The organism is Allobosea sp. NPDC055594 (assembly GCF_053618995.1).
The window spans coordinates 564,199-590,287 of sequence record NZ_JBSHIO010000002.1 but is presented as its reverse complement, the minus strand read 5'-3'; the positions used below and the strand labels follow the sequence as shown (position 1 = coordinate 590,287).

17 protein-coding genes are annotated in these 26,089 nt (G+C 66.4%); 8 read left to right on the top strand and 9 right to left on the bottom strand.

The genetic code is table 11. From position 1 onward, the window contains the following. Positions 1-109: 109 nt before the first annotated feature. The 4 genes from ACWGRX_RS06660 to ACWGRX_RS06645 form a co-directional block, all read right to left on the bottom strand. Positions 110-1,207 carry an NADH:flavin oxidoreductase/NADH oxidase gene (locus ACWGRX_RS06660; RefSeq protein ID WP_452116879.1) on the bottom strand — a complete coding sequence of 366 codons (1,098 nt, stop codon included), beginning with the start codon at positions 1,205-1,207 and terminating at the stop codon, positions 110-112. Between the two features lie 58 nt (positions 1,208-1,265). Then, positions 1,266-2,204, bottom strand: a complete 939-nt coding sequence (locus tag ACWGRX_RS06655) for an AEC family transporter (RefSeq protein ID WP_291646517.1) — start codon at positions 2,202-2,204, stop codon at positions 1,266-1,268. A gap of 135 nt (positions 2,205-2,339) precedes the next feature. Beyond that, complete coding sequence (locus ACWGRX_RS06650) at positions 2,340-3,086, bottom strand: bestrophin-like domain (RefSeq protein WP_452116878.1); 747 nt, start codon at positions 3,084-3,086, stop codon at positions 2,340-2,342. 107 nt (positions 3,087-3,193) lie between these two features. After that, positions 3,194-4,192: a DUF808 domain-containing protein gene (locus ACWGRX_RS06645; RefSeq protein WP_452116877.1), complete on the bottom strand. Its 999-nt coding sequence runs from the start codon at positions 4,190-4,192 to the stop codon at positions 3,194-3,196. A gap of 220 nt (positions 4,193-4,412) precedes the next feature. Here ACWGRX_RS06645 and ACWGRX_RS06640 point away from each other — a divergent pair, with 220 nt between their 5' ends. The 4 genes from ACWGRX_RS06640 (at position 4,413) to ACWGRX_RS06625 (ending at position 10,447) form a co-directional block, all read left to right on the top strand. Further along, positions 4,413-5,243: an ImuA family protein gene (locus tag ACWGRX_RS06640; RefSeq protein WP_452116876.1), complete on the top strand. Its 831-nt coding sequence runs from the start codon at positions 4,413-4,415 to the stop codon at positions 5,241-5,243. After that, positions 5,149-6,696, top strand: a complete 1,548-nt coding sequence (locus ACWGRX_RS06635) for a Y-family DNA polymerase (protein WP_452116875.1) — start codon at positions 5,149-5,151, stop codon at positions 6,694-6,696. The genes ACWGRX_RS06640 and ACWGRX_RS06635 overlap by 95 nt, the downstream gene beginning before the upstream one ends. Then, positions 6,693-10,058 (top strand): error-prone DNA polymerase, encoded by a 3,366-nt coding sequence (locus ACWGRX_RS06630; RefSeq protein WP_452116874.1) that lies wholly within the window; start codon positions 6,693-6,695, stop codon positions 10,056-10,058. Before ACWGRX_RS06635 ends, ACWGRX_RS06630 begins: the two co-directional genes overlap by 4 nt. A gap of 80 nt (positions 10,059-10,138) precedes the next feature. Continuing rightward, positions 10,139-10,447 (top strand): hypothetical protein, encoded by a 309-nt coding sequence (locus ACWGRX_RS06625; protein ID WP_291639849.1) that lies wholly within the window; start codon positions 10,139-10,141, stop codon positions 10,445-10,447. Positions 10,448-10,550: 103 nt separating this feature from the next. Here the strand turns inward: ACWGRX_RS06625 and ACWGRX_RS06620 are convergent, their stop codons facing one another. After that, a complete protein-coding gene (locus ACWGRX_RS06620; protein WP_291646508.1) occupies positions 10,551-10,775 on the bottom strand; it encodes a helix-turn-helix domain-containing protein in 225 nt (74 codons plus the stop codon). 159 nt (positions 10,776-10,934) lie between these two features. Here ACWGRX_RS06620 and tam point away from each other — a divergent pair, with 159 nt between their 5' ends. Then, complete coding sequence (tam, locus tag ACWGRX_RS06615) at positions 10,935-11,723, top strand: trans-aconitate 2-methyltransferase (RefSeq protein ID WP_452116873.1); 789 nt, start codon at positions 10,935-10,937, stop codon at positions 11,721-11,723. Between the two features lie 196 nt (positions 11,724-11,919). Here the strand turns inward: tam and ACWGRX_RS06610 are convergent, their stop codons facing one another. Genes ACWGRX_RS06610 through ACWGRX_RS06595 form a run of 4 tightly spaced genes read right to left on the bottom strand, consistent with a single transcriptional unit; the run spans position 11,920 to position 15,338 of the window. After that, complete coding sequence (locus ACWGRX_RS06610) at positions 11,920-12,804, bottom strand: glycine betaine ABC transporter substrate-binding protein (RefSeq protein WP_291646506.1); 885 nt, start codon at positions 12,802-12,804, stop codon at positions 11,920-11,922. A gap of 41 nt (positions 12,805-12,845) precedes the next feature. Next, complete coding sequence (locus ACWGRX_RS06605) at positions 12,846-13,583, bottom strand: ABC transporter permease (RefSeq protein WP_452116872.1); 738 nt, start codon at positions 13,581-13,583, stop codon at positions 12,846-12,848. Next, a complete protein-coding gene (locus tag ACWGRX_RS06600) occupies positions 13,576-14,688 on the bottom strand; it encodes an ABC transporter ATP-binding protein (protein WP_291639857.1) in 1,113 nt (370 codons plus the stop codon). The genes ACWGRX_RS06605 and ACWGRX_RS06600 overlap by 8 nt, the downstream gene beginning before the upstream one ends. Next, positions 14,685-15,338, bottom strand: coding sequence for an ABC transporter permease (locus ACWGRX_RS06595; protein WP_291639859.1), 654 nt, complete (start codon positions 15,336-15,338; stop codon positions 14,685-14,687). The genes ACWGRX_RS06600 and ACWGRX_RS06595 overlap by 4 nt, the downstream gene beginning before the upstream one ends. 278 nt (positions 15,339-15,616) lie before the next feature. Between ACWGRX_RS06595 and asnB the strand changes: the two genes are divergently transcribed. From asnB to ACWGRX_RS06580, 3 genes are all read left to right on the top strand, one after another. Beyond that, entirely contained in the window at positions 15,617-17,146 is a 1,530-nt protein-coding gene (gene asnB, locus ACWGRX_RS06590) for an asparagine synthase (glutamine-hydrolyzing) (protein WP_452116871.1), read from the top strand. A 715-nt stretch (positions 17,147-17,861) separates the two neighbouring features. Next, positions 17,862-18,446, top strand: coding sequence for a hypothetical protein (locus ACWGRX_RS06585; protein WP_452116870.1), 585 nt, complete (start codon positions 17,862-17,864; stop codon positions 18,444-18,446). A 130-nt stretch (positions 18,447-18,576) separates the two neighbouring features. Continuing rightward, positions 18,577-26,088, top strand: a complete 7,512-nt coding sequence (locus tag ACWGRX_RS06580) for a hypothetical protein (RefSeq protein WP_452116869.1) — start codon at positions 18,577-18,579, stop codon at positions 26,086-26,088. Position 26,089: the final 1 nt, after the last annotated feature.

Here is a 26,089-nt window from a genome sequence, read left to right as displayed (position 1 = left end):
AGACGTGGATGCTCGCCACAAGGGCGAGCATGACGAACTGGAACAACACCGATTATAGGGGGCTGGCTCTTCGCTCCGCGAAGTCCCCGAATGACGACGCGAACCTGGCTCAGCTTTCGAACAACTCCTTCAGCTGCCGCGGCTGGGAACGCAGATACTGCTTCGGCGCCTTGACGCTGGCGCCGAGATGGGCGGCCGCGTGCCAGGGCCAGCGCGGATCGTAGAGAATGCCGCGCGCCAGTCCGACCATGTCGGCATCGCCGCCGGCAACGATCGCCTCGGCATGCTCGTATTCGGTGATCAGCCCGACTGCGATGACCGGCAGCGCCGTCGCCGCCTTCACTGCCCGCGCCAGCGGAACCTGATAGCCCGGCCCGAGCGGGATCTTCTGCTCCGGCGAGAGGCCGCCGCTGGAGACATGGACGAAGCTGACCCCGCGTGCCTTCAGCGTCTGCGCGAAGGCGATGGTCTGCTCGATCTCCCAGCCGCCCTCGACCCAGTCCGTGCCGGAGACCCGCACGCCGACCGGGATTTCGGCCGGCACGGCGTCGCGCACCGCCTCATAGATCTCGAGCGGAAAGCGCAGCCGGTTTTCGAGCGCGCCGCCATAGGCGTCGTCGCGCCGGTTGGCGAGCGGCGAGAGGAACTGGTGTAGCAGATAGCCATGGGCGCAATGGATCTCGACCATCTGCAGGCCGAGCCGCGCCGCGCGCTTCGCCGAGGCGACGAAGGCCTCGCGCACGCGCTTCAGCCCGTCGGCATCGAGGGGCAGCGGCGGCCGATCGTTCGGGTTCATCGGCAGGGCCGAGGGCGCGAGGGTCTGCCAGCCGCGATCGTCGAGCGGCCGCTGGCGGCTGCCGTTCCAGGGTGAGTGGATCGAGGCCTTGCGTCCGGCATGGCCGAGCTGGATGCCGATCGGCATGTCGGAATGGCGCCGGACGGCGTCGAGCACGCGGCCGAGCGCGCGCTCGTTCTCATCGCTCCACAGGCCGAGATCGTCGGGGCTGATCCGGCCCTCGGGCTCGACCGCGGTCGCCTCGATGATCAGGAGGCCGGCGCCGGAGAGCGCGAGATTGCCGAGATGGATCAGGTGCCAGTCGGTGGCCGAGCCGTCTTCCGCCGAATATTGGCACATCGGCGCGATGACGATGCGGTTCGGAAGCTGGAGCCCATCGAGTGCGAGCGGGCGGAAGAGCTGGCTTGTCATGCGCTGTCCTCGAGATTGCTGGAGCAGTGGAAAGGCAGGAATTGCGACGGGCTGCGGTTCAGCCGGAGACCAGCCAGATCGCGATGGGGAAGGTCAGGGCTGCGGCGGTGGTCGAGATCACGATGGCGGCGGCCAGCGGCCGGCTGTCGGTCTCGAAGCGCTCCGAGATCACGAAGACATTGGCGGCGATCGGCAGCGCCGCATAGAGCACGCCGGCTTTGACCCAGAACGGGTCGAGTCTGAGTACGATGGCGAGCACGAACCAGGTCAGCAGCGGGTGCAGGACGAGCTTGCCGAGGACGAGCGGCAGCACGCCTTTCAGCGGCAGCCTGCCTTCCCGGCTCCACTGCCAGGCGGCGACGCCGAGCGCGAAGATGCCGACCGGGGCGGCCGAGCCGCCGAGGAAGACGAGGAAGCGGTCGATCGGCTCGGGGATGGAAAGGCCGCTGAGTGAGAGCGCGACGCCGCCCATGATCGAGAGCATGAAGGGATTGACGATGGTGCCGCGCACCAGCCTTGCCGCGATGCGCCAGGGCGAGCCCTTGCCCCGCCCGGCCTCGATCAGCCCGATCGCGAGGGGAACGACCAGTGCCGTGTCGCAGATCAGCCCGATCGCGATCGGCGCTGCCGCCCCGTCGCCGAGGAAGGCCAGCATCAGGGGAATGCCGAGGAAGGCGAAATTGCCGCCGACCAGGCTCTGGCCGCGCGAGACCGCATTGGGGAAGGGCATCCCGAAAAAGCGGCGCGCCACAAGGATGCCGAGGCCCATCCCCACGATGCCGAGCAGGGCCAGGGCGGCGAAGAACACCCCGTTCCAGAGCTCGGCGATCGGCTGGCGCGACATCACCCGGAGCACCATCGCCGGCGTCGCCACCATGAAGGCATAGGTGTTGAGCACCCGGACCGCATCGCTGCCGAACAGGCCGCGCCAGGCGGAGAGGGCACCGAGCCCGATCACGGCGAAGAAGGGCGTGCTGGTGGCGAGGAATTGCAGCATGACAGGTCCGGCGGTCCGTGCGTTGGACCTCGGGCGAGGAGCTAGCAGATTTGCGTGGGGATGACGGCCCCTGCCCATGCATGGCGCCCGGCATGTTTGCGGGGGGAGGCGGAATACCGGCGGCTGCGATGCGGATCAGGGCTGGCCGAGACGTGCGAGCGCGAGCTGGAGCGGCAGGTCGGAGACGCGGATGAAGCCGAGATAGGGGTGGTCCATGTCGATGATCAGCACCAGTGCTGCCGTCACCGACAAGGCCGAGCCTAACAGCGTCACCACGACCGTGGCATTTCCCGGGCTCAGCAGGCCGAAGGAGGCGAAGAGCAAAGCGAGCCAGAAGACGAGGATGATGATGAAGATGCCTGGGAAGCCGCCGGTCTCGGTTTCCGGCCGCTGCCACCTCATTTCCGAGATCTGTCCGCTGAGCTGGAGGGCTCGGGCCTGAAGCCAGCGCTGTCCGTCATTGGCCGGTACGAGATGCCTGAGCCCGATCTGGATGGGCTCGACGTCGAGGCCCTCATGCAGCAGCCCCTCGCGTTCATCTTTGAGCTCGTTCAGCCTCGTCTCGAGGCTCTGTCGCAGGGCGACGCGCAGCGGCTTCGTCTCCGGCCCGTATTGGGCCATCGTCCGGTCGAGGAGCACGACATGGGCCGCCGAGGTTCTGAGCTCGGTCCCGGCTTCGTCGAAGGAGCGTTTCGCCGAGGCGATCAGCAGGCCGAGCGCGATCGCGGACAGGGTTCCGATGATGGCAGTGGCGAGCTTGATCAACTCCCGGGAGTCGGGGGAGAGATGATGATCCTGCAGGCGCGCGCGCAGCAGCATTCCGCCGGCTGCTGCGCCGAACACGAAGATGAACGCGACGGCGCCGACCAGGAACGGAGTCATGCTCTTTCCCCGCATGTCTGTGGCGTGAGATTATTCGGCGAGCCAAGGGCACGGTAGTGGTCGTTTGGGTAGCGAAGTGCTGCCCGCCAGGGCTTCCGCCGGCTGGACTACTTCCTCGCCGCGGCGCCGGCGGTCTTCGCCGCCCTGCCGCGCCAGATCCTGAGGGCCGGCTCGACGACGAAATGCATGCCGACGAGGCAGAGCCCGCCGATCGCAAGCCCGAACACGGCCGAGGCGCCGGCAGTGGTCAGCCATTCCAGCAGGCCGGACGCCGCCGGGACGGCCTGCCCGACCGCCACCGCGACGCCGTGAATGGCGTGCTCGATCCCGTCGAGGCCGTAGCCGGCGAGGCCGTGGATGATGATGCCGCCGCCGACCCAGAGCATCGCGGCGGTGCCGACTGCGCTCAGCGCTTTCAGGAAATGCGGCATGCCGAGGACGAGGCCGCGGCCGATCGGCCGGATCAGCGGCTTGCCGGTGCGCGCCATCGCGGCGCCTGCATCGTCCGCCTTCACGATCAGGGCGACGGCGCCATAGACCAGCAGGGTCATGCCGAGGCCGACCACGGCAAGCACCAGGGCCTGCGTCCAGTAGGACGAGGCGGTGACGGTCGCGAGCGTGATCGCCATGATCTCGGCGGAGAGGATGAAATCGGTCTTGATCGCGCTTGAGATCTTCTGTGCCTCGAGCTGCGTGGCATCGAGGATTTCGGCCGTGGCTTCGCCCTGCACCGCCTCGTGCCCGGCATGCGGCATGACGAGCTCGTAGACCTTCGCGAAGCCCTCGAAGCAGAGATAGGCGCCGCCTGCCATCAGGAGCGGCGTGATCGCCCAGGGCGCGATGAAGCTCAGCACCAAAGCCGCCGGCAGCAGGAAGATGAGCTTGTTCTTGAGTGAGCCGAGGGCGATCTTGCCGATGATCGGCAGCTCGCGATCGGCCGAGAAGCCGACGGCATAGCGCGGCGTCACGGCCGCATCGTCGATGACGATGCCCGCAGCTTTGGCGCCCGCCTTGGTCGCCTGGCCCGCCGCATCGTCGAGCGCGGCGGCCGCGACCTTGGCGAGGCCGGCGATGTCGTCGAGAAGCGCGAACAGTCCTGAGCTCATCTCTGTCCCCGGGAAGGCGGCGGGCGTGCCTGCCTCGCAGCAAGCCGATCGGCATTTCCTTGATATGACAGAAAACCTGCGATTGGCGACAGTTCGGCCGGCTGGGAGGCGATTCCTGCCATGTCTCGCCTTTCTGGCAAGGAGCGGGCCGCATATCCGGGCTTGACTCCGGCAGAGTTTGGGAGTGGTTTTGTGTCGGAACAAATAGTGAACATTTTTCATGCCCGACATCCCTTCCTCCGCGTTGGCCAGTCTCCGGCAAAGCCTCGCTCTGGCGGGGCTGGCGCGCGAGCTCGCGCCGGTGGAGCGGGTCGGTTTCGGCATGGCGGGGCTGGATGAGCCGCTGGGCGGTGGCGTCGCCCGGGCCGCCCTGCACGAGGTCTATGCGTCCGGCGGGGCCGATCTGCCCGCCGCGACCGGCTTCGCCGCGGCGCTGGCCCTGCGGGCCGCGGGGGCGCGGCCGCTGCTCTGGGTTCGGCAGGATTTTCTGGCGGCCGAGGCCGGCCGGCTGCACCCGTCCGGCCTCGCCGAACTCGGCCTCGACCCCGCGCAGGTTCTGCTGGTGCGGGCCCGCGATGCCGAGGGCGTGTTGCGCGCCGGGGCCGAGGCGGCCCGCTGTTCGGCGCTCGGCGCGGCGCTGATCGAGCCCTGGGGCGAGCCGCGCCAGCTCGATCTGACCGCCAGCCGGCGCCTTGCTCTGGCAGCCGAGGCTTCCGGCGTCATGACCCTGCTCCTGCGGGTCTCTCCTGAGCCGGCGCCCAGCGCGGCGACGACCCGCTGGCTGGTGCGGGCCCTGCCGTCGCGGCCGCGCGAGGCCAATGCGCCGGGCGATCCGGCCTTCAGTTTGAGGCTGCTGCGCCATCGCGGCGGCCTCGGTGAGTGTGAGTGGCGTGTGGAGTGGAACCGTGAGCAACGATCTTTCCAGGAATGGAGCCGGGAGGATGGAGGCCGAAGCGATGCAGCGCCGCTATCTCGCCCTCTGGTTTCCCTTCCTGGCGAGCGACCGGCTGCATCGGCAGAGGGCGCTCCCGCCTGGCGCCGGGCTGGATGAGCGGCCGCTCGTCCTGGTCGAGAAGGAGGGCGGTGCGCTCAGGCTCGCCGATTGCGACCGGCGAGCCGTCGCGCTCGGCCTGACCCGCGGCCTGACCCTCGCCGATGCCCGCGCCCGCATTCCCGATCTCGCCATCGCCGAGGCCGATCCCGCCGCCGATGCGCGCTTTCTCGAACGCCTTGCCGGGCTTTGCGACCGTTTCACCCCGCTGGTTGCGCTCGATCCGCCGCATGGGCTGGTGCTCGACATCAGCGGCTGCGCCCATCTCTTCGGCGGCGAGGCAGCATTGCGCCAGGAGATCGGCATCCGGCTGCGCCGGCTCGGCCTCCAGCTTCGCGCCAGCATCGCCGGTACGCCCGAGGCGGCGCGCGCGCTCGCCCGCTTCGGCGATTGCGCCGTCTCCCCGCCGGGCGGCGATACGGAGCGCACCCGGCTCCTGCCGGTCGCCGCCCTGGAGGCGCCGCCCGAGGTTATTCTTGCTCTGTCACGGGCCGGGCTGAAGACGCTCGCCGATCTCACTGCCCGTCCTTCGGGCACGCTGTCCGCCCGCTTCGGCGAGGCCCTCGCCAGGCGCCTGCAACGCATCCTCGGCCATGAGGATATTCGCATCACGCCCTTGCGGCCGCCGCCCGATTGCATGGTCGAGCGGCATTTCCCCGAGCCGCTGCAGGATACCGATGGGCTGGAGGCGATCCTGCGGCATTTGCTCGACGAGGCCGCCCGCATTCTCGATCAGCGCGGCGAGGGCGGGCGCGCCTTCGAGATCAGCTTCTTCCGCAGCGACGGCGCCGTCCGGCGCATGTCCCTCGAGACCGGTCGTCCCTCGCGCGATCCCGCCGCCATATTGCGGCTCTACCGCGAACGCATCGACACGCTGGCGGACCCGCTCGATCCCGGTTTCGGCTTCGATGCGATCCGCCTCGCCGTGCCGGTTTGCGAGCCGCTCGGGACGCCGCAGGCGAGCCTTGACGGGCGCGCCGTCGAGGAGGAGGCGGTGGCCGATCTGGTCGACCGGCTCGGCGCCCGCTTCGGCCGTGACCGGGTGCTGCGCTTCGTCGCGCGCAACTCCCACCATCCCGAGCGGGAAGCGGGGATGGTCCCGGCCGTCGGCGCGCCATCCGAGATGCAGCCCTGGCCGGAGCCCGAAGCGGGCGAACCGCCGGCGCGGCCGCTCCAGCTCTTCGAGCCGCCGCAGCCGGTCGAGACGCTCGCCGAGGTGCCGGACGGCCCACCTCTGCGCTTTCGCTGGCGCCGGGTGCTGCACGAGATCGCCCGCGCCGAGGGGCCGGAGCGGATCGCGCCGGAATGGTGGCGCGACGGGCCGGACGAGCCGACGCGCGATTACTACCGCGTCGAGGATGCGCAGGGGCGCCGCTTCTGGCTGTTCCGCGCCGGGCTCTACGATCGCGAGAGCGTCCAGCCACGCTGGTTCCTGCACGGGCTGTTCGCATGACGACTTACGCCGAGCCCGTCGCCGCGACGAATTTCTCCTTCCTGCGCGGCGCCTCGCCCGGGCCGAACCTGGTCATGACCGCGCTGCTGCTCGGTCAGGCCGGCCTCGGCATCGCCGACCGGAACACCGTGGCCGGCGTGGTGCGGGCCTGGAGCGCGCTGCGCGATCTGCGCGAGACCGGCCTGCCCTCGGCGGAAAAGGTCCGTGAGGGCGGCAGCCCCGGCGAATATGTCTGGGTCGAGAATCCGGCCTTCGCCGACCTGCCCTTCACTGCGCAACAGCTGAGGGAAATGGCGCAGGCCTTCAAGCTCGTCACCGGTAGCCGGTTGGTCTTCGCCGACGGTACGCCCGATATCGTCGCCTATCCCGCCAATCGCGCGGGCTGGGGCCGGCTCTGCCGCCTGCTGACCGCTGGAAACCTGAAGACGGAAACGAAGGGCGAATGCATTCTCGTCCTCGACGATCTCCTGCGCGACGCCCGCGACCTCCTGCTGATCGTCATGCCGGAACGCCGGCTCGATGGCTTGCCAGAGCTGCTCGCCCGGCTCGATGCCGCCGCGCCCGGCGCGGTCTGGCTCGCTGCCGGCATGTCGCGCCGCGGCGATGATCGCCGCCGCCTCGCCCGGCTGAGAGGCGTCGCGGCTGCGACCCGCACCCCGCTGATCGCCACGAACGACGTGCTCTACGACGCGCCCGGACAACGCGATCTGCAGGACCTCGTGACCTGCATTCGCGAGGGCACGACGATCGCCAGGGCCGGGCGCCTGCTCGAGGCCAATGCCGAGCGCCATCTCAAGACCCCGCAGGAGATGGTCCGGCTGTTCAAGGAGGCGCCGGAGGCGATCGAGGAGACGCAGCATCTGCTCGGCCGCATCGATTTCGACCTCGATCAGCTCAGATATGAATATCCCGACGAACCGGTGCCGCCGGGCTGGACGCCGCAGGGCTGGCTGGAGGAGCTGGTGCGCCGGCGCCTGCCGATGCGCTATCCCGACGGCATCCCGCCCGCGGTCCAGAAGCAGGTCGACGACGAGCTCGTCCTGATCGGCAGGCTCGACTATGCCCGCTATTTCCTGACCATCCGCCAGATCGTCGAGTTCGCCGAAGGCGAGGGCATCCTCTGCCAGGGGCGAGGCTCGGCCGCTAATTCAGCCGTCTGCTACGCGCTCGGCATCACCGCGGTCGATCCGGCCGAGCACACCCTGCTCTTCGCGCGCTTCATCTCGGAGGAGCGGCGTGAGCCGCCCGATATCGACGTCGATTTCGAGCATGAGCGGCGTGAGGAGGTGATCCAGTGGATCTACCGGACCTATGGCCGCGAACGCGCCGGGATCGCCGCGACCGTGATCCATTACCGGCCGCGCAGCGCCATCCGCGAGGCCGGCAAGGCGCTGGGGCTGACCGAGGACGTCACCGCCCGGCTCGCCTCGACGCAATGGGGCAGCTGGGGCTCCGACATCACCCGCGAGCAGGTCCGCCAGGCCGGGCTCGATCCCGATAATCCGGTGATCGCGCAGGCCGTGCAGTTCGCCGTGCGCCTGCTCGGCTTCCCGCGTCATCTCTCGCAGCATGTCGGCGGCTTCGTGCTGATGCGCGGGCGCCTCGACGAGACCGTGCCGATAGGCAATGCCGCGATGGAGGATCGCACCTTCATCGAATGGGACAAGGACGATATCGACGCGCTGCGCCTGATGAAGGTCGACGTGCTGGCGCTGGGCATGCTGACCTGCATCCGCAAGGCATTTGATCTGCTGCGCGAGTGGGAAGGTAAGGATTACGGTCTCGCCGACATCCCGCAGGGGGATGGCAAGACCTACGCCATGCTGCAGCGGGGCGAGTCGCTCGGCGTCTTCCAGGTCGAGAGCCGGGCGCAGATGAACATGCTGCCACGGTTGAAGCCGAGAGAGTTCTACGATCTCGTCATCCAGGTCGCGATCGTCCGCCCCGGCCCGATTCAGGGCAACATGGTCCACCCTTATCTGAAGCGGCGCTCTGGCATCGAAAAAGTGGACTATCCCTCGCCCTCACCGGCTCATGGGAAGGAGGACGAACTCTATCATGTCCTGAATCGCACCCTGGGCGTGCCGCTTTTCCAGGAGCAGGCGATGCAGCTCGCCATGACGGCGGCGAAATTCACCGACCCGGAAGCCAACGGCCTGCGCCGTGCCATGGCGACCTTCCGCAATCTCGGCACCATCGGCCAATACGAGGCGCTGATGGTCGGGCGCATGGTCGAGCGCGGCTACGAGCCGGCCTTCGCCCAGCGCTGCTTCGAGCAGATCAAGGGCTTCGGCAGCTACGGTTTTCCGGAAAGCCATGCCGCCTCCTTCGCCAAGCTGGTCTATGTCTCCTCCTGGCTGAAATGCCACCATCCGGCGATCTTCGCCGCTGCGCTGCTGAACTCGCAACCCATGGGCTTCTACGCCCCGGCCCAGATCGTTCGGGAGGCGCAGGAGAATGGCGGCGTCGAGCCGCGCCCGATCGATGTGAATTCCAGCGCCTGGGACAATCTCTTGGAGCCGGCGGCGCCTGGCTGGAAAAGCCCCTGGGCCTTGCGCCTCGGCCTGTGCCAGCTCGACGGCTTCAAGAAGGAATGGGCGGAGCGCCTCATCGCGGCCCGCGGCGAGGGCTATCGCGATGTCGAGGGTCTTGCGCGCCGGGCGTGGCTCCCGGCGCGCGCCATGCGTCTGCTCGCCGATGCCGACGCCTTCCGCTCGCTTGGGCTGGACCGGCGCGAGGCGCTCTGGGCCGTGCGCCGCCTGCCGGATGACGAGGCACTGCCCTTGTTCGAGGTCGCAAAGGCCCGCGAGCTCGGGAAGGAGCCGGCTGCTGCTTTGCCAGTCATGCCGCTCGCCGAGCATGTCGTCGCCGACTACCAGACGGTGCGGCTTTCGCTGAAAGGTCATCCGATGGGCCTGCTGCGTCCACGTTTCGCCGGGGCGGGCGTCGTGACCTGTGCGGCGATCGCCGCCGGGCGCGACGGCGCCTGGGCGAATGTCGCCGGCGTCGTGCTGGTGCGTCAGCGCCCCGGCAAGGGCAATGCGGTCTTCATCACGCTCGAGGACGAGACCGGCATCGCCAACATCGTGCTCTGGGTCCGTGATTTCGTCCGCTTCCGCCGCGAGGTGATGGCGGCGCGGCTGTTGCTGGTCGAAGGCAGGGTGCAGAAGAGCCAGGAAGGCGTGGTGCATCTGATGGCGCGGCGCGTCTTCGACCGCTCGGCCGATCTGCTCAGCCTGTCCGACACTCACCGCGCCGAGATCGCGCTCAGCCGCGCCGACGAGTTCCTGCATCCGCAGCACCCGCGCGCCGGCCATCCGCGCAATGTCCGCATCCTGCCGAAGTCGCGCGATTTCCACTGAGCTTGCGCTGCTCAGAAAACGACATGATTTACGGGCAGATGAAGGCGGCCCCTGTCGGGCCTTGGTTGAAATAGGAACGGATGAACGACGGAGAACGGCTTCTTCGCCTGGCCTTCAAGCGCCTGGAACAGGAACTGCCCGAGAGGCTCGCCGCGGTGAGCCGTTGGCTCAGGCATCCCTCGTCGCGCCTCGTCCGCATTCCCGCGGCGCTTCTGCTGATCCTCGGTGGCATCTTCTCGATCCTGCCCTTTCTCGGCCTCTGGATGCTGCCACTGGGCCTGATGCTGATCGCTGCCGACATCCCCTTCCTGCGCAAGCCGATGGCGGCTTTCGCCATGCGCAGCGTCGGTCTGCTCGAGCGCTACCGTGCCTGGCGAGCGAAACGGTGAACCTCGCCGGTGTCTTGCGCTGGCCGCGGGGCGCGAGGTTCCGGCGGGAGGCGCAGCGATCCGCGCAGCCGTGAATGGGTCGGACATCGGGAAGGGCGCCGGCTCAATGAACGGCGGAGCCGGGTTCGGGCACGTAATACCCCTCCGCGACATAGGCTGCGATCTTGTTCCGCAGCGTCCTGATCGAAACGCCGAGGATATGGGCGGCATGCGTACGGTTGCCGCGCGTCTCACGCAATGTCGCGAGGATGAGGTCGCGCTCTACCTGTGCGACAGGCAGGCCGACGAGGTCATTGACCGCGGTCGCTTCTGGCCCGGCATCGCCCATGGCCTTATCCTTTTCCGGTTGCCCAGCCCCCGGTCGGATGTCTTCCAAGAGAGAGCCATAGGGTTAACAAAAGGTTGAGGCTGCGGCCGGCGCGCCTCGTGGCTGGTCGGGCAGGGCCCGAGCCGGCATGATGCTCCACGGATTCGCGGGGATGAGGTCATGGGCGAGCGCGTCGACTGGGATGCCGAGCAATATCTACGCTTCGAGGACGAGCGGACACGCCCTTCGCTCGATCTGCTCCTGCGCGTCCGCCCGGCCCAGCTGGAGCGCTGCATCGATCTCGGCTGCGGACCCGGCAACAGCACCGAGCTGGTCGCGGCGCGGTTTCCGGCAGCGCAGATCGAGGGCCTCGATTCCTCGCCCGACATGCTCGACAAGGCGCGCAGGCGGCTGCCGCAGGTCACCTTCCAACTGGCGCAGCTCGAGGAATGGTCGGCACAGAGCCGCTACGACCTGATCTTCGCGAATGCCGTTCTGCAATGGATTCCCGATCATGCCACCCTGTTCGCCCGGCTGGCGCGTGCCTTGAAGCCGGGCGGTGTGCTCGCGGTCCAGATGCCGAACAATCTGGCCGAGCCTTCGCATGTCGCGATGACAGAGGTGGCGGCCGATGGTCCTTGGGCGCAGCGACTGGCGAGCGCGCGCGAGGCGAGGGCACTGATCGGTTCGTTTTCCGACTATCGCCGCTGGCTCCAGGAGGCCGGCTGCGCCGTCGACATCTGGCAGACGACCTATGTGCATGCGCTGGCAGGGCCCGGCGCGATCGTGGAATGGTTCAAGAGCACGGGGCTCAAGCCCTTTGTCGATCTTTTGTCCGCCGAGGAGCGGACCGCCTTCCTGGACCAGTATCTGAAACGGATCGCTGCAGCCTATCCAGCCGAACCGGATGGCAAGGTGCTGCTTCGGTTCCCGCGCCTGTTCATCGTCGCGACGCGGCAGGGCGCCTAATGCATCGGCCCGAAAAGTGGGATCCACTTTTCGGGCCGATGCAATCGCAAAGAGCTGGATCGCCGATCCGCGTCCGGTCGGGACGCCCGATGACCCAGCGCATTTCCGCGGTTCGCTGAATCGCGGAAATGCTCCAAGTCTTTGTTTTATCGCATTTTCTTCACGCGAGCCGGTGCCCGATTCGCGCGAAAATGCTCTAGTTCAAGCCGCTTTCGGCCAGGAACTGGCGCGCAACCTCCTCGATCGGGGTCTTGTCGACATCGACCTTGGCGTTGAGGCCCTGCAGGACTTCGTCGGAAAGCTTGCCGGAGAGCGCATTGAGCGTCGCTTCGAGGGCCGGATTGGCCTTGAGGATCTCGGCGCGCACCACCGGGACGGCGGCATAGTTCGGGAAGAACTCCTTGTCGTCGGCGAGCACGCGGAACTTGAAGGCCTGGATGCGCCCATCGGTGGCGAAGACGAGCGCGACGTCGACCTGGGAGTCGCGGAGAGCCTGGTAGGTCAGGCCGGAATCCATCGATTTCAGATTGGCGCGCCCGGCCTTGAAGCCATAGGTCGTCTGGAGGCCCGGCAGGCCGTCGGGACGCCCGGAGAATTCGGCGTTGATGGCGATGCTCAGCGGCTTCTTGGCGTTGAAGGCGGCGGCGAGATCCGAGAGCGTCTTGACCGAAGCCGTCTTGGGATCATCGGAACGGACGGCGAGTGCATAGGTGTTGTTGGCGCTCGAAGGCTGAAGCCAGACCAGGCCGAGCTTGGCATCGAGTTCCTTGACGCGCTCATAGGTATCCTTGGCGCTCAGGCGGTCCTTGATCTTGTTGTAGGTGACGAGCGAGGTGCCGGTATACTCCCAGTAGACGTCGACCTGGCCGCTGATCTGGGCGTCGCGCAGGACTTGCGAGCCGATGCCGTCGCGCTTGTCGACCTCCAATCCCTTCTTCTTGAGCAGTTGCGTGGTGATCTCCGCGAGCAGCAATTGCTCGGTATAGTTCTTGCCACCGACGACGATGGGCTTGGCCTGCACGGGCATCGCCCAGAGGGCCGCGAGCGCGGCCATGGCGAACATGCGCGACGAAAGCTTCATGCCAGGTCTCCTTGAAGCTACTGCGGGAAAAGGCCGGAGGGTCAGCGCAGCGGGTTGACCCCTCGGGGGATGGTCCAGAACTGGAGCTGGGCCATGATGAAATCGATCAGCACCGCCAGCAGGGCGGTGGGGATAGCGCCGGCGAGCATGGTGCCGAACTCGTTGAGCGCGATGCCGGTGAAGATCAGTTCGCCGAGCCCGCCGCCGCCGATCAGGAAGGCCAGCGGCACGGTGCCGACATTGATCGCCAGCGCGGTGCGGATGCCGGTGTAGATCACGAACAGGCTGTTGGGCAGCTCGACCTGGAACAGCGTATGGCGCGCCGAAAGGCCCATGCCGCGCGCCGCCTCGAGCAGATGCGGCGGCACGGCGCGCAGGCCCGCCATCGTGTTGCTGACGATCGGCAGCAGGGAGGCGACGAACAGCGCGAAGATCGCCGAGCCGTTGCCGATGCCGAGCAGGCTCATCGCCAGGGCCAGGACGGCGAGCGTCGGAATCGTCGCCCCGACATTGAGAAGCTGAAGCGCCATGTCGCCGAGCCGGCGAAAGCGCGGCCGGGTGAGGAGAACGCCGAGCGGCACGCCGAACAGGATCGCGGCGCCGCCCGACATGGCGACCAGCTCGATATGCTGCCAGCCGAGAAAGGCGATGTCGTCCCACTTCTCGATGAGGCCCGGCAGAAGGCCGCCCGCCCAGGCCCATGCTCCGAGCAGGAAGACGGCGAGATGGACTCCATTGCGGCGCAGCCGGGTCAGCATGGGCAGCACCCCGTCAGCCATCCCGGTAAGTCTCCGAGAGCAGACGCGTCATGCCGCGCAGGGTGACATAGCCGACGAACATGCCGTCCTCGTCGACACAGGCGAGCCAGGAGACGTCATGGCGGAACATCGTCGAGACCGCGGTCCGCAGATCCTCATGCGGCCTGATCGTCGTCGGCAGGGTCTCATGGTTCTCGCCGACCATGCCGCTGGCGCCGCGCGCCGCCTGGAGCGAGACATAGCCGCGTGCCCGACCGCGCGGCCCGACCATCACGATCGCCTGGTGTCCGTGCCGCTCCATCGTCGAAGCCGCCTGGCTCAGATCGTCCGTGGCTTTGACGCGCGGCGGATCCGACAGCATGGCGTCGCGCACCGTCAGCAATTGCAGGCGCTTCAGCGTCCGGTCGCCGCCGACGAAATCGGAGACGAAGCTGCTCGCCGGATGGGCGAGGATGTTGTCCGGCGTATCGTACTGGACCAGCCTGCCATCCTTGAAGATCGCGATCCGGTCGGCCATCTTCACGGCCTCGTCGATATCGTGGCTGACGAACAGGATGGTCTTGCGGATCTGCGCCTGCATCTTCAGGAACTCGTCCTGGATGATCACGCGGTTGATCGGGTCGATGGCGCCGAAAGGCTCGTCCATCAGCAGGACCGGCGGATCGGCGGCGATGGCGCGCAGCACGCCGATGCGCTGCTGCTGGCCGCCCGAAAGCTCCCGCGGATAGCGGTGCAGGAAGGCGCCGGGCTCGAGCGCGACCATGTCGAGCAGTTCGGCCGCCCGCTCGCGCGATTTGCGTCGGTCCCAGCCGAGAATGTCGGGGACGATGCAGATATTGTCCTCGACGGTCTTGTTGGGGAACAGGCCGATCTGCTGGATGACGTAGCCGATGCTGCGCCGCAATTGCGTGACGTCGCAATCGGCCGTGCTCTTTCCGTCGATGAGGATGTCGCCGGAACTCGGCTCGATCAGCCGGTTGACCATCTTCATCGTCGTCGTCTTGCCGCAGCCCGAGGGGCCGAGCAGGACGCAGATCTCGCCCGCGGGAACCTCCAGCGAAACGCGGTCCACGGCCGGCATGGTGCTTCCGGCGAAGGTCTTGCTGACCTGGTGCAGTCTGATCATCTGGTCCTCAGTCCCGGAGAGGTGAGCTTCCGCTGCAGCCACAGCAGGGCGAGGTCGGCGACGATGGCGAGCAGGCTGACGGCGAGGGCTCCGGTGATGAGCTGGCGCGGATCGGTCTGGCTGATGCCCCGCGAAATGAAGGTTCCGAGTCCGCCGGCGCCGATATAGGCGGCGATCGCGGTCACGCCGATATTCATTACCACCGCGAGCCGCACCCCGGTCATGATCACTGGCAGTGCGAGCGGCAGCTCGACCTCCCGCAAGCGCTGGCCTCTGGTCAAGCCCATGCCTCGCGCAGCTTCTCGCAGGGCCGGATCAAGATTGCGGATCGCGGCGTATGTATTCCGGATAATCGGCAGCTGCGAGTAGAGTAATACCGCAATCACCGCCGGAAGGTAGCCGATCCCGTGGCCGACCAGCGACAGGACCGGGATCATCATCCCGAACAATGCGATCGACGGGATGGTGATCACCATCGACGCCACATAGAGCACGGCGTCCGCCACGCGTCGGTTCTGGCTGATCGCCACGCCGATCGGCACGCCGGTCAGAATGGCCAGCGCAACCGCGACCCCGACGATGGCAACGTGTTCGCCAGTCCGGGTGACGATGAGCCCCCAGTTCGAAATGATGTAATTGAGAATGTCCATTGCGTTGATGCGGCTTTTAGAGCAGGATATCCGGGCTTGGCAACCCATTTTTGAGAATTTTTTATGATAATATGACAGTTGTTCCTAATGATATCTATTCTCTGATTCTATTTAGTTTGAAATATTTATTTCTCTTATGACGAATGCATACTTTGTATATCTCAAATTAAATTTTAGAATTTAGCAAATTAACTCTTTACCGAAACCTTGTAGCTTTTCATGTGTGGCGCAATCTGGTGTCGAGCGTCGTGAAAAGCCGTGAATGAAGAGGATGTTTCATGTGTGGCTTCGTGTGCCTGTGGGAGATCGATGACCAGGACGGGACGCTGATCGAGGCAATGCTCTCGCGCCTTGGGCATCGCGGTCCCGATGCGACCGAGGTCGCCGAGCTGAGTGGGACGCCGGCCGTGATGGGCCATTGCCGGCTCTCGATCATCGGAGCCGAGAACGGCCGACAGCCCATTCGGGCCGGTGCGGAAATGCTGGTCGCCAACGGAGAAATCTATAATCATGAGGATCTGAGAGCGATCCTCGGCGCCGAGATCTTCGATACGGCAAGCGACAGCGAAACTATTCTTCACTTGTTCCGCACCGGTTCGCAGCGCTGGGTCAGCCGGCTCGACGGCATGTTCGCCTTCGTGCTGGCGACGCCGGACCGGATCATCGCGGCGCGCGATCCTCTCGGGATCAAGCCGCTCTACATGGCGCGCCGCGGCAAGGGCCTGGCGTTCGCCTCCGAACTCAAGGCCTTCGACGGCCTCGGTTTCGAGGAGATCAGCGCGCTGCCGCCCGGCGCGCTCTTCGACAGCCGCGGTGGCCTGAGGCAATGGTATCGCGTCCCGTCGGGAGCGGCAAAAGCCGAGCCGGAGCTCGACGTCGACGCGGTGGCGGGTGAATTGCGCCTAAGCCTGGAAGAGGCGGTGGCGAAATGGATGGTCGCCGATGTCGAGGTCGGCTCGTTCCTGTCCGGAGGGCTCGACAGCTCCATCATCGCGGCGCTCGCGCAGAAGGTCAGGGTCAATGCGGGGCAGGGGCCGCTCAAGACTTTCGCTGTCGGCACGGCCGGCTCCTCCGACCTGATCGCGGCGCGGCGCGTGGCGGAGCATATCGGCACGGAGCACCATGAGTTCACCTTCACGGCGCAGGACATCGCCGACAACCTGCCGCATGTGATCTATCATCTCGAAAGCGCCGATGCCGACCTCGTCCGCAGCGCCATCCCGACGCTGTTCGCGGCCAGGCTGGCGCGTGCCCATGTCAAGGCCGTGCTGACCGGCGAGGGAGCCGACGAGCTCTTCGCGGGCTACACCTACCACCATGACTATGTCGACCAGCCGCGCGCCCTCGCGGACGAGCTGACGCGCAGTCTTTGCGCCATGCACAACATCAACCTGCAGCGAGTCGATCGCATGACCATGGCGGAGTCGCTGGAAGCGCGGACCCCGTTCCTGGACCGCGAGCTGATCGCCTTCGCCCAATCCATCCCGGCACAGCTCAAGCTACGCCGGACCGATCCGGCGATTACGGAGGCGACCGGGCCGACGACCGAGAAATGGCTGCTGCGCAAGGCCTGCGCCGACCTGCTGCCGGTCGATCTCGTCTGGCGCAAGAAGGCGCAGTTCGACGAGGGCTCGGGGACCGTGGAGGCGCTGCAGCAGGCGCTGCGGATCCTGACGGGCGGCAGGGGCGAGATCGGGCGGCAGCGTGAGAGCGCATTGTATCGCGAGATCCTGCGCCGCCGCTTCAAGGATCCCGGCATGATCCTGAGCCAGGCCGGGCAATGGAACGCCAACCGCATCGCCGCCTGACCTTGGCGCCGGACGCAGGGCGGCCTTTCGAAGGCTGAGCAAGGCATCGGATCGAGCCGTTCAGCGGCAGGATCCGTGTCCGCCGCGGCACGCCGCGAAGGCGCGGCGCGGGTGGATGTTCCGCGTGGCGCCGTCGCGCGGACGACCCGGCGCAATCGCGCCATCGGGCTCCGAGATGGTTCGCCTGGCCGCTCGAGCATCGGACCGAAAAGTGGCCTCCACTTTTCGGAAAACTCCGATGCGATAGCACTGAGATAGATCACCGTGACCGCGTCCGAACGGACGCGCGGCGATCTCGAGCATTTTGGAGCGCAGCGGGTACCGGCCCACGTGAAGAAAGTGCGATGAAACAAGGAGATTGGGCATTCCCGCGATTCAGCGAACCCCGGAAATGCCCTGAGGTTTCGCGCATTGCTTGGTCTCTGCCAAAAAGCCTGAAAGATTGCATCGAATGCCGCCTGCAAAAAGGAGTTGCATTTCCTTGCAGTCCGGAAGAATGTGAGAGGGGTTGCAACTTAAGGTTGATATTCCGGCAGTAAACGCCTCTCTTGAAAAGCTTCGCCAATAATGAAGGAGCCTGCTCAAGGAACTTCGTCGCGAAGGAATGGGGTCATGGCGGCCCGGTTTGCGCGAGACGGCTCGAGACAATCAACGTTCGATCTGAAGCACTATACAGCCACCGCGTAACCGACGGCATGATCCGGGGAGATCACCGATGGAGACGAAGGATAAAGGGCGCCTCAAAGCAGCAACGGTACTTACGGATTCGGAATTCTCACGGCGCCTTTCCGCTGAAATCGGTCCGCTCGCCCCGAACCTGCTGCTGATCCCGCGCGACGGCGCGGATGTGACGAAGCTGCCGTTCGATTGGCCGAGCGCCAGAAAATACTATGCGGAATACTGTCCCCGCGGTGGCGGAAACGACTGCCCCGATCACGAATTTCCCTTGGATTGCACGCATTTCGTCGCTCACGGCCTGTCGAAGAGCAAAATCCTCGTCAACCTCCCGAGCACGACCTGCGCCAATGGTGTCTGCATACGCGTGACGGAACTTGCTGCCGCGTTCAAGAACGCCGCCGGCAAGTACTCGAACGTCAAGCCCATCACTGATCTCAGCAAAACGAAAGAAGGCGATTTCTGCTTCGTCGTCAGCTGGTTCGGCCTGTCGAAGGATCATGTGATGGTTCTGGCCGGCCCCGTCAGCGCCTCCGGCGGCAAGGTCTGGGGGCATACCAATCATCGCTGCGGAGAACCGGTCGACCTCAGCGACCAGAGCCTCGTGGTCTATCGGATCGAATAGCCGCTTCCGTGCCGAGGAAACCGGGCCGGTCCAATGCGAGGCCGCGCCACAGACATGACGTGTTGCGCCTGAGCTGAAGCAAGAGCGCCGATCCGAGCGGCGCCAGCAGAAGATGGGGGGGCTGCCTGCGATGGTTCTCGCGTTCAAACTCCATGGCGATTTCCATTGGCCGCCCACACCGGAGCCGGCGCTGCAGCCGACGACGAAACCCGGCACGATCGAGGTCCACTACGCGCAAAGGGGCGGAAACAACCTCCATGCGTTCCTGCGCTGGGTTCCGCGGGGCGTCCCGGATACGGCCGTCGAACTTCCGACGGAGAACATCTATCGCATTTCCGATGCGGCCCAATGGTTCGTCGACCACCAGGAGCAGGCCGCGTCGCTCTGGATCGATAACGAAGTATCGGCGAAGAATATCTTGAAGGTCGCGTTCCGCGGTGCCTTCCTGATCGACCAGTACGAAACAGACGCGGCAGGCAAGCCGAGGCTCGACCTGCGCTTGCCTTTGGTCACGGCCTGCGCCTATCGGAAGAACAAGACAGTCTATAGCGAACTCGTCGTCGCGCGTGTTTCGGGCAGCGCGATCTTTCGCTTCAATCTCCATCTGCCCCTGCCGGTGCGCCGCACCACTTTGCCGGCCGGCCGGAACCACAACCCCGCCTCGTTTCCCTTCTGCGTCGTCTATCCGACACGCCGGCCTGCGGAGAAAATCCTCGACTTCACCACCCTGGTCGGCGGCTGGATCGGCGCCGGCGACGGCCAAACCTCGTTCGTCTTCGATGGCAGCCATTTGCCGAAGCGGCGACGACTGGGCCAGTTCGGCTTCGCCGCCCTGGCGGCGGGCGTAGGCAAGGGCTTCGCGGCCTATGAAGGAAACCAGTATCTCGGCGGATCGAAAGTCGATCCTTTTCACTTCTGGCCGCAGCACAGCGAGGCGTTCGTTCACGACGTGCTGTCGCGCAGCGGGTTCGCCGTGCCGCCGAGCAAGGCTTGGCTCAAGGTGGCTCCCGCGAGCGCCACCGATCTCAGCCTGCGCTTTCGCGCCGAAGCCGGAGGCAAGGGCGAGCTGATCTACCGCATGCGCGTCGTCGCCGCGCCCGACCCGGACAAGCCGGAGAACGAAGACATCAGATCTTTCGGCGGGCTCGCGCTTCGCCTGGTCCCAGAGACCGGTGGCTGGCTGAGAACCGCTGACGCCGTCCATGTCGAATGCACCTTGTCCTGGGAGATTCCGGACGACGTGATCTTCAGGGACCGCGCGCGTGACTGGACGGCGTTTGCGACGGTCAAGCTACTCTGGGACGAAAGAATCGCGCCCGGCTTCGCAGCGCCGCCCCAGAAGGACGGCATTCTCTTCGCCGGCACGCTCGCACAGGCCGCGCACTCCCTCAGCGCGGCGCGCAAGGCTCTGCAGGCGACGGAGGGCGGACAGCCCCAGTCCTTCCTGCCTGACCTCGTCGCCAGGACGAGGCAGACCGTGCGGTTCGCGCTCTATGCGCCCCGCTTCACGGCGCGCTTCCTGAAGGACGGCAACTTCCTTGTCTGGGGAAGACCCGAACGGAGCGGAAAGACCCTGCCGGTCTTCCCGCGTCCGCGCATGTGGCTGAGCCTTGCGAGCGAGGCCGATCTCGTAATGGGTTACGAGACGCCAAAAAGCGTCGGACTGAAACTCGCGCTCAGCGCGGAGCAGCTGAGCTTCTTCACCGATACCGGCATGCGCTGCGACCTCATTCTGTCGCATGATGAGAGCTGGCGGCGGGAGACGGCGAAGGATGTCGCGGATGGCGATCCGTTCTTTGCCTCCTTCGCCCTCGACGTTGCCGGACAAAGGAAGTGGCAGGGGCGCCTGTCGTCGCTGCAATTCAGGCGCTCCCGGGCGGACGGGGAGGAAGGGGACGACGAGACGCCGGTGTCCTGGGTGGGCAAGGAGGCTCACTATCTTCGGGTCGCCGGTCCCGGGGCCCGGTACGGAATGGGCCATGGCGCCGCGCCGATCAGCCTGGCGGCGGGCTATGTCGCGGCCCTGCTGCGCATCATCGTTCCGCTGTCGCGAGTCGAGCCGGTCGCCGTCGACGTCGCCCGGACAGATCGCAGCGGGCGGCCGACTCCGCTTCTGATACCGCTGAACCAGAGCGCGGGCGGTGCAGGCATCGCGTTTCATCTGCAGGTGACCGAACAGATCTCACCGACGCAGGACCGCCTGCTCGAGGTCGACCTGCTGGAAGACGGGACCGATGGTGGCAGCGGCTCCTATGTGCTGCTGTCGCAGGAACCGTTCTCGTTGATGCGCTTCACCCAGCGGCCGCTCGGCGACCGTGGTGATCTCGGCAGCGCGTCGGTCGCCTTCTATTCGAGCGACACGCGCGTCTGGGAGTTCCGGCGCGTCAACGAGCTCTTTCATTACAGGATGGCCTCGCAGGTCGCCGCGGAGAGCGCCGACAAGCCGCGCCGGCTCGAGATCCACGATCTGCCCGACACTCCGCCCGGCACTCCACCCGAGATGCCGCCGCGGCCCTTCGTCAGCGATCTCGACGAAGGCACCGAAAAGCCTGCCCAGTTCCAGAGCGGGCTGAGACGCCGGGCGGTGGAGTTCCGGCTGACGCCGTCGGCCGAAATATGGATCCGTCCGAGCGATGTCGAGCGCGGCTACTTCATGCCGGAATCGTCGAGCCACGAGATCTTCCGGCAGCGCGGCGAATATGGGCTCGGCGCTCCGCTCGCCTTCATCCGGGCCGAATTCCTGTACGGGCTGTCGGTGGGTATCGACGTGGCGAAGGAACGCACCGTCGCGCGCTTCGCCAGAATCGCCGAGATCGAGGCGTTGACCGGCCGGATCGTCGGCAACGCGCGCGAAAGACATGCAGATGCTGCGCTGCGCGACCGTTGGAACGGCCTGTCGCAGGCGCTCGCGCGCCGTCCGGAACGCCTGGAAGTCTGGGCGCGCGATCCCGACGCGACCGTCGACTTCGCCCCGGCGCGCTTCTCGGACGGGGTCAACTTCGCCTTGCGCGCAACGGCGCTGCATCGCGCGCCGCTCAAGGCGCTCGAAGACGAAACGGATTATCCGGAGCTGCCCAAGGGCAGCCAGGGCAGGGCGCCGGCACCCGGCTCGCCGCGTTACCATCCGCAGGGCTTGGGCGGCGGCGCACTCTGGCCGGTCGAGTCGGTCAACCTGTTCAAAGTTCTGCTCGAGCGCCCGGAATCGCGCGGCGGCGCAATCGAGGCGCTCGCTTTCACACCGCTCGGCGGTGACGCGACGCAAAAGGCGGAGTTCCTCAACGGCATCGTCACGATATTGAGCGAGACCCGCAACGGATTCGTCGAACGGCAGAAGGTCGAGGTGCTCGGCCGCATCTGCGCGCTCTGGCACCGGGCCAAGCATGTCGTGGTCTATGAGCGCACGGTCAACGCTTCGGCACAGTTCGCGCCGAAGCGCGCGGAAGACCCGGACGGGACGAGGTCGCGCCGGCCGATCCTGCGCAAGGTCCGTGAGTATATCGAGCTGCTCGAGCCGGAGCGGGCCTATCCGGATTTCGACAATGCGGCTGCGCGCAGCGCCGGTTTCCTCGAACGGGTGCGCTTCAATTCGAGGATCATCAATGTCGACAGCGCCTGGAGCAGCGAGGTTGAGGACTATGGTTGGCAGATTCCGCTGTGGAACCGGCTGAGCGCGCGCGAACGGCCGCAGGTCTATCCGATGCCGGACATCGCTTTCGTCACGGTGGCGGAAGGCGAGGGCGAGAAGCCGGTGGCGGCACAGGAATGCCGCGATCCGGACTTCCTGTTCTTCTTCGCGGATTTCAAGGCGAACACCTCCGACACCGATGCCTGGTCTACCCGCATAGATCTCGATTTTGCCAATATCCCCGCCGCCCAGGCGATGATGAAAGCGCTCGCCCCCGCGCGCCCGCAGAACCCTGCCGATTCCGGCGGCGGCGACCCGCGGCAGGCATCCGTCAGCCGCTTCCTCCCCGGGCTGCGCCGCTTCACCTGGCGACTGGCGCCGGCGGCACAGAAGACTGCGATCAATGCCGGCCGGGCCAGCAAGCCGGTCTATGTCAGTCTCGATTCCGTCACCTTCATGCGCGCCTCGCATGTGGCGGCGAAAGAGAAACCTCTCCACGCGGATCTCGGCAAATTGCTCGCCGGCCTGGCCGAACTGACGCCGGACAAGGAGCCCCCGGCAATCAGGGAGCTGGCCTACTGGGATGCTGCGGGCAATGACAGCAGCGTGCCGGACGGCGCTGCGTTTTCGGGATTGGTCAAGGATCTGCGCGACGCGCTCGCGGCCGAGGACCCGGGCTGGACCGGCACGGCGCTGGCGGCGCTCAAGGCCGAATGGGCGCAACACCCCGGCAGCTATGCGCAGATCGTGGCGGACAATCTCAAGCCGCGCGCCAAGGATGCTCAGGGTTTTCTCGACGGGCTGAAAGGGGCGCTCGGCAGCTTCGCCGACCAGGAAAGCCCCTGCGAGAAGATGAAGTCCGATGCCGTCGGCATGATCCGGCGCAAGCAGATGCTGATTCGCAGTGCGCTCAGCGAGTGGGTGGACGATGCGCGAGCGGTGCTGCCGGACGACTTCGAGTTCACGACCAGGGCGACGCTGATCGAGTCACTGCTCGATCGCAGCACGGCCTATATCGAGCCGCACTTCCGCGAAGTGAGCCAGGATGTCGGCAAGGCCGGGGAAGGCGCCGAGAAGGCGCGCGCCATCATCAGTGATCTCGATTCCGAATTCGCGGCGATGGTCACGCGCGCCCGTCAGCGCGTCGCGGAGTTCGTCGCGGGCTATGATCGCGACAAGCCCTGGTCGGCAGGACGCATCAGGAGCCTTCACGCTGGGTTGCGCGCCTGCACCGGCAATGTCGCGGCCGACATCAGCGCGCTGATCGGCGAGGCACGGCAGCGTTTCGCCTCGGAGCTCGATGATGCGAGCCAGGCGATCGGCGGCTATTTGGCGAAGGCCCTGAGCGAAATCGCACAGCAGCGCGCAGGCGCATTGTCCGATCTCGGCTCGTTCGCCGACAAGCTTGAACTTCACACGGCGCGGGCCGCGCTGGACCGACTCGCGCCTGACGGAAACCCCGGCCAGATCGATACGGCGATCGTCAGGATCAATGACGCAATCGTCAGCGTCAACAATGAGGGCAGGATCGACGCAGCGCTGAAGGGCAAGGTCCTGGCGGCGTTGCAGGCGCTGCGGACCGCCGCGAGCGATGCCAGGACGACGGTATCGAACACGCGCCAGCAGCTCGACAAGATGGAAGCGCAGGGCGACGAGGCCCTGGACCGGGCGGCGGCCACGGTCGCCAGCCTGGCCGAGGCACTGTCATCCGTCGTCACGGCCCTGGCCGGGACGGCCGATGAGGTCATTGTCTTTGCAAAGGAGCTCTCCGATCTGGGCTTCGATGCGATCGCGAATTCGTTCAAGGCGATCTGGCCGGATGTCGAGAGCGAGATCGGCGAACTCGCCGGCTGGGTCGAGACGAGGCTTGCGCCACTCGCAAAGGAGCTGGCGGATCTCGGCAAGCTGCTCGACTTCCTGATCGCGTCGGCGCTCGCGCGCCTCGACGGCGTGCTCGAAGAGCTCCGCGGCGATGTCGACGAGGTCGAAGCCCGGATCACCGCAATCGTCGACGATGTGGCCGGTGCCCTCAAGGCGGCTCAGCTCGCGCTGGCGCCGCAGGGCCTGCTGGCGACCGTGGTGCGCGAAAAGGTGCTGCGTCCGGCGCTCGAAGAGCTGCTCAGATCGCTGACCGAAGCGGATCTCGGAAAGCCCGACGAGGCGCTCGCACGGATCCGCCAGCAGATGCGCGCCTTGGGCGAGGCGATTCAGGAGCCGATCGGCGAGCTCTCGGCCGCGACGCTCGGAGCGCTGGACGAGGTCTCGCTCGCCTGCGGGGCGGCCTTCGAAGGCGTGGACAAGGCCAGATCCTATCTCCAGGCCCTGGCGACCGATGCGGAGAAATATCTCGATACGAAGGCCGAGGAGCTGAAGGCCGCATTCGGTACGGTCACGAAGCGCATCGAGGATGCCATCGGCGGCAGTATCGAGGATTTTGGCAGGAAGGCGGACGCGCTGCTCGCCACGGTGAACGCGCTGGATCATTCGGTGCGCGGCCTGCAGAACGACCTTGCCCGCTCGACCGAAACAGCGCGCATGTATGGCGAGCGCGCCTTCGGCGCAGCGAGCCGGCTCACCACGGGCGGGCCGATGGCGGCCCCGTCCAATGTCCTGAAGCTCTATTCGGCGGTCACCTCGGCGCCCGAGCTCGCCGCCCTCAAGGCCGATATCGACCGTATCCGGTCAGGCTATGACGAGCTTTCGGACATCATCGACACCGCCGAGACGAAGGCGCTGTTCAACCGGCTCGGCGACGAGCTGAAAGCGCTCGGCCTGTCGTTGCCCTTCGACAGGATCGGCGACCGGCTGCTGCCCTCCGACCTGTCCGGGCTCGATATCGGCGCGGTGTTCCGCAATCTCGGCGGCGCCAAGCTCGACGGCCTGTTCAAGGGCTTCAAATTGCCCGCCGGCGTTCGCGAAGCGATCAAGGTCACGCACGACTTCGACAAGGCTCAGGCGCGCGCCTGGGTGCAGCTCGACATCAACGCGCCCATGCCGGGGCGCCGCAGCCTGTTCTCGGTCGGCCCGTTCAGCGCCGATTTCGTCGACATGGTGCTTACCGGCCGGGTGCGGCTGGAAGCCTCCAAGGACGAGGATCGGCCGACGGAAAGCGGCTTCGGCCGCATCGACACCAGCATCGACATCGTCGTCGGCGGCCAGTCGATGCTGCGCTTCGACAAGTTCGCGCTCGCCTTCACGCGCGAGAAGGGGCTCGAGATCGAGTTCGATCCGAAGAACATCCGGCTCAATCCGAGCTTCAAATTCATCCAGGACTTCCTCTCGACCCTCTTCCCGGATGAGATCGGTGGGCTGAAGCTCGTCAAGCGCGATGGCGTCCCGATCGGGATCGAGCACGAATTTGCGATCCCGCCGCTCGCTCTGAACTTCGGCACCAGCGGCATCTCGAACCTCTCGATCGAGAACCGCTTCAAGCTGCTCGCCTATCCGGACTTCATGCTCGCCGACCGTTTCAACCTGTCGACGGTGGAGCGGCCCTTCATCTTCTCGATCTTCATCATCGGCGGCACTGGCTACATCCAGGTCGAAGCCGAGTACCGGCCCTTCGACTCCGAGCTGATGGTCGCGGTCGAGGCCGGCGCGGGCGGGTCGGCCTCTCTCGCCTTCGCCGTCGGCCCGTTCTCCGGCCAGGTCTTCATCACGCTTTCCGGAGTGCTGAGCTACCGCAAGGTAATCGGCCGTCCCGGCGGCGGGCTCTCGATCGCCTTGGTGCTGGTGATCGCCGGCCACGTCAATGTCGCCGGCATCGCCACGGTCGGCATCGTGCTGATACTGCGGATGACCTATCGCGACTCCGGCCAGATCGACGCCGACGGCACGCTTTCCGTGACCATCCGCATTTCGAGGTTCTTCAAGATCACGGCGCGCGCCGGCGTCCGATACAAGCTGCGCGACGGCAAGGCCGAGACCGCCACGAGCCTGGAGGTCAGCGCCGCCGGGGCGGCCGCCGAACCGGGGTTCCTCAAGCAAGCCAGGAAATTGCAGGGAGCGAGGAGCTGAG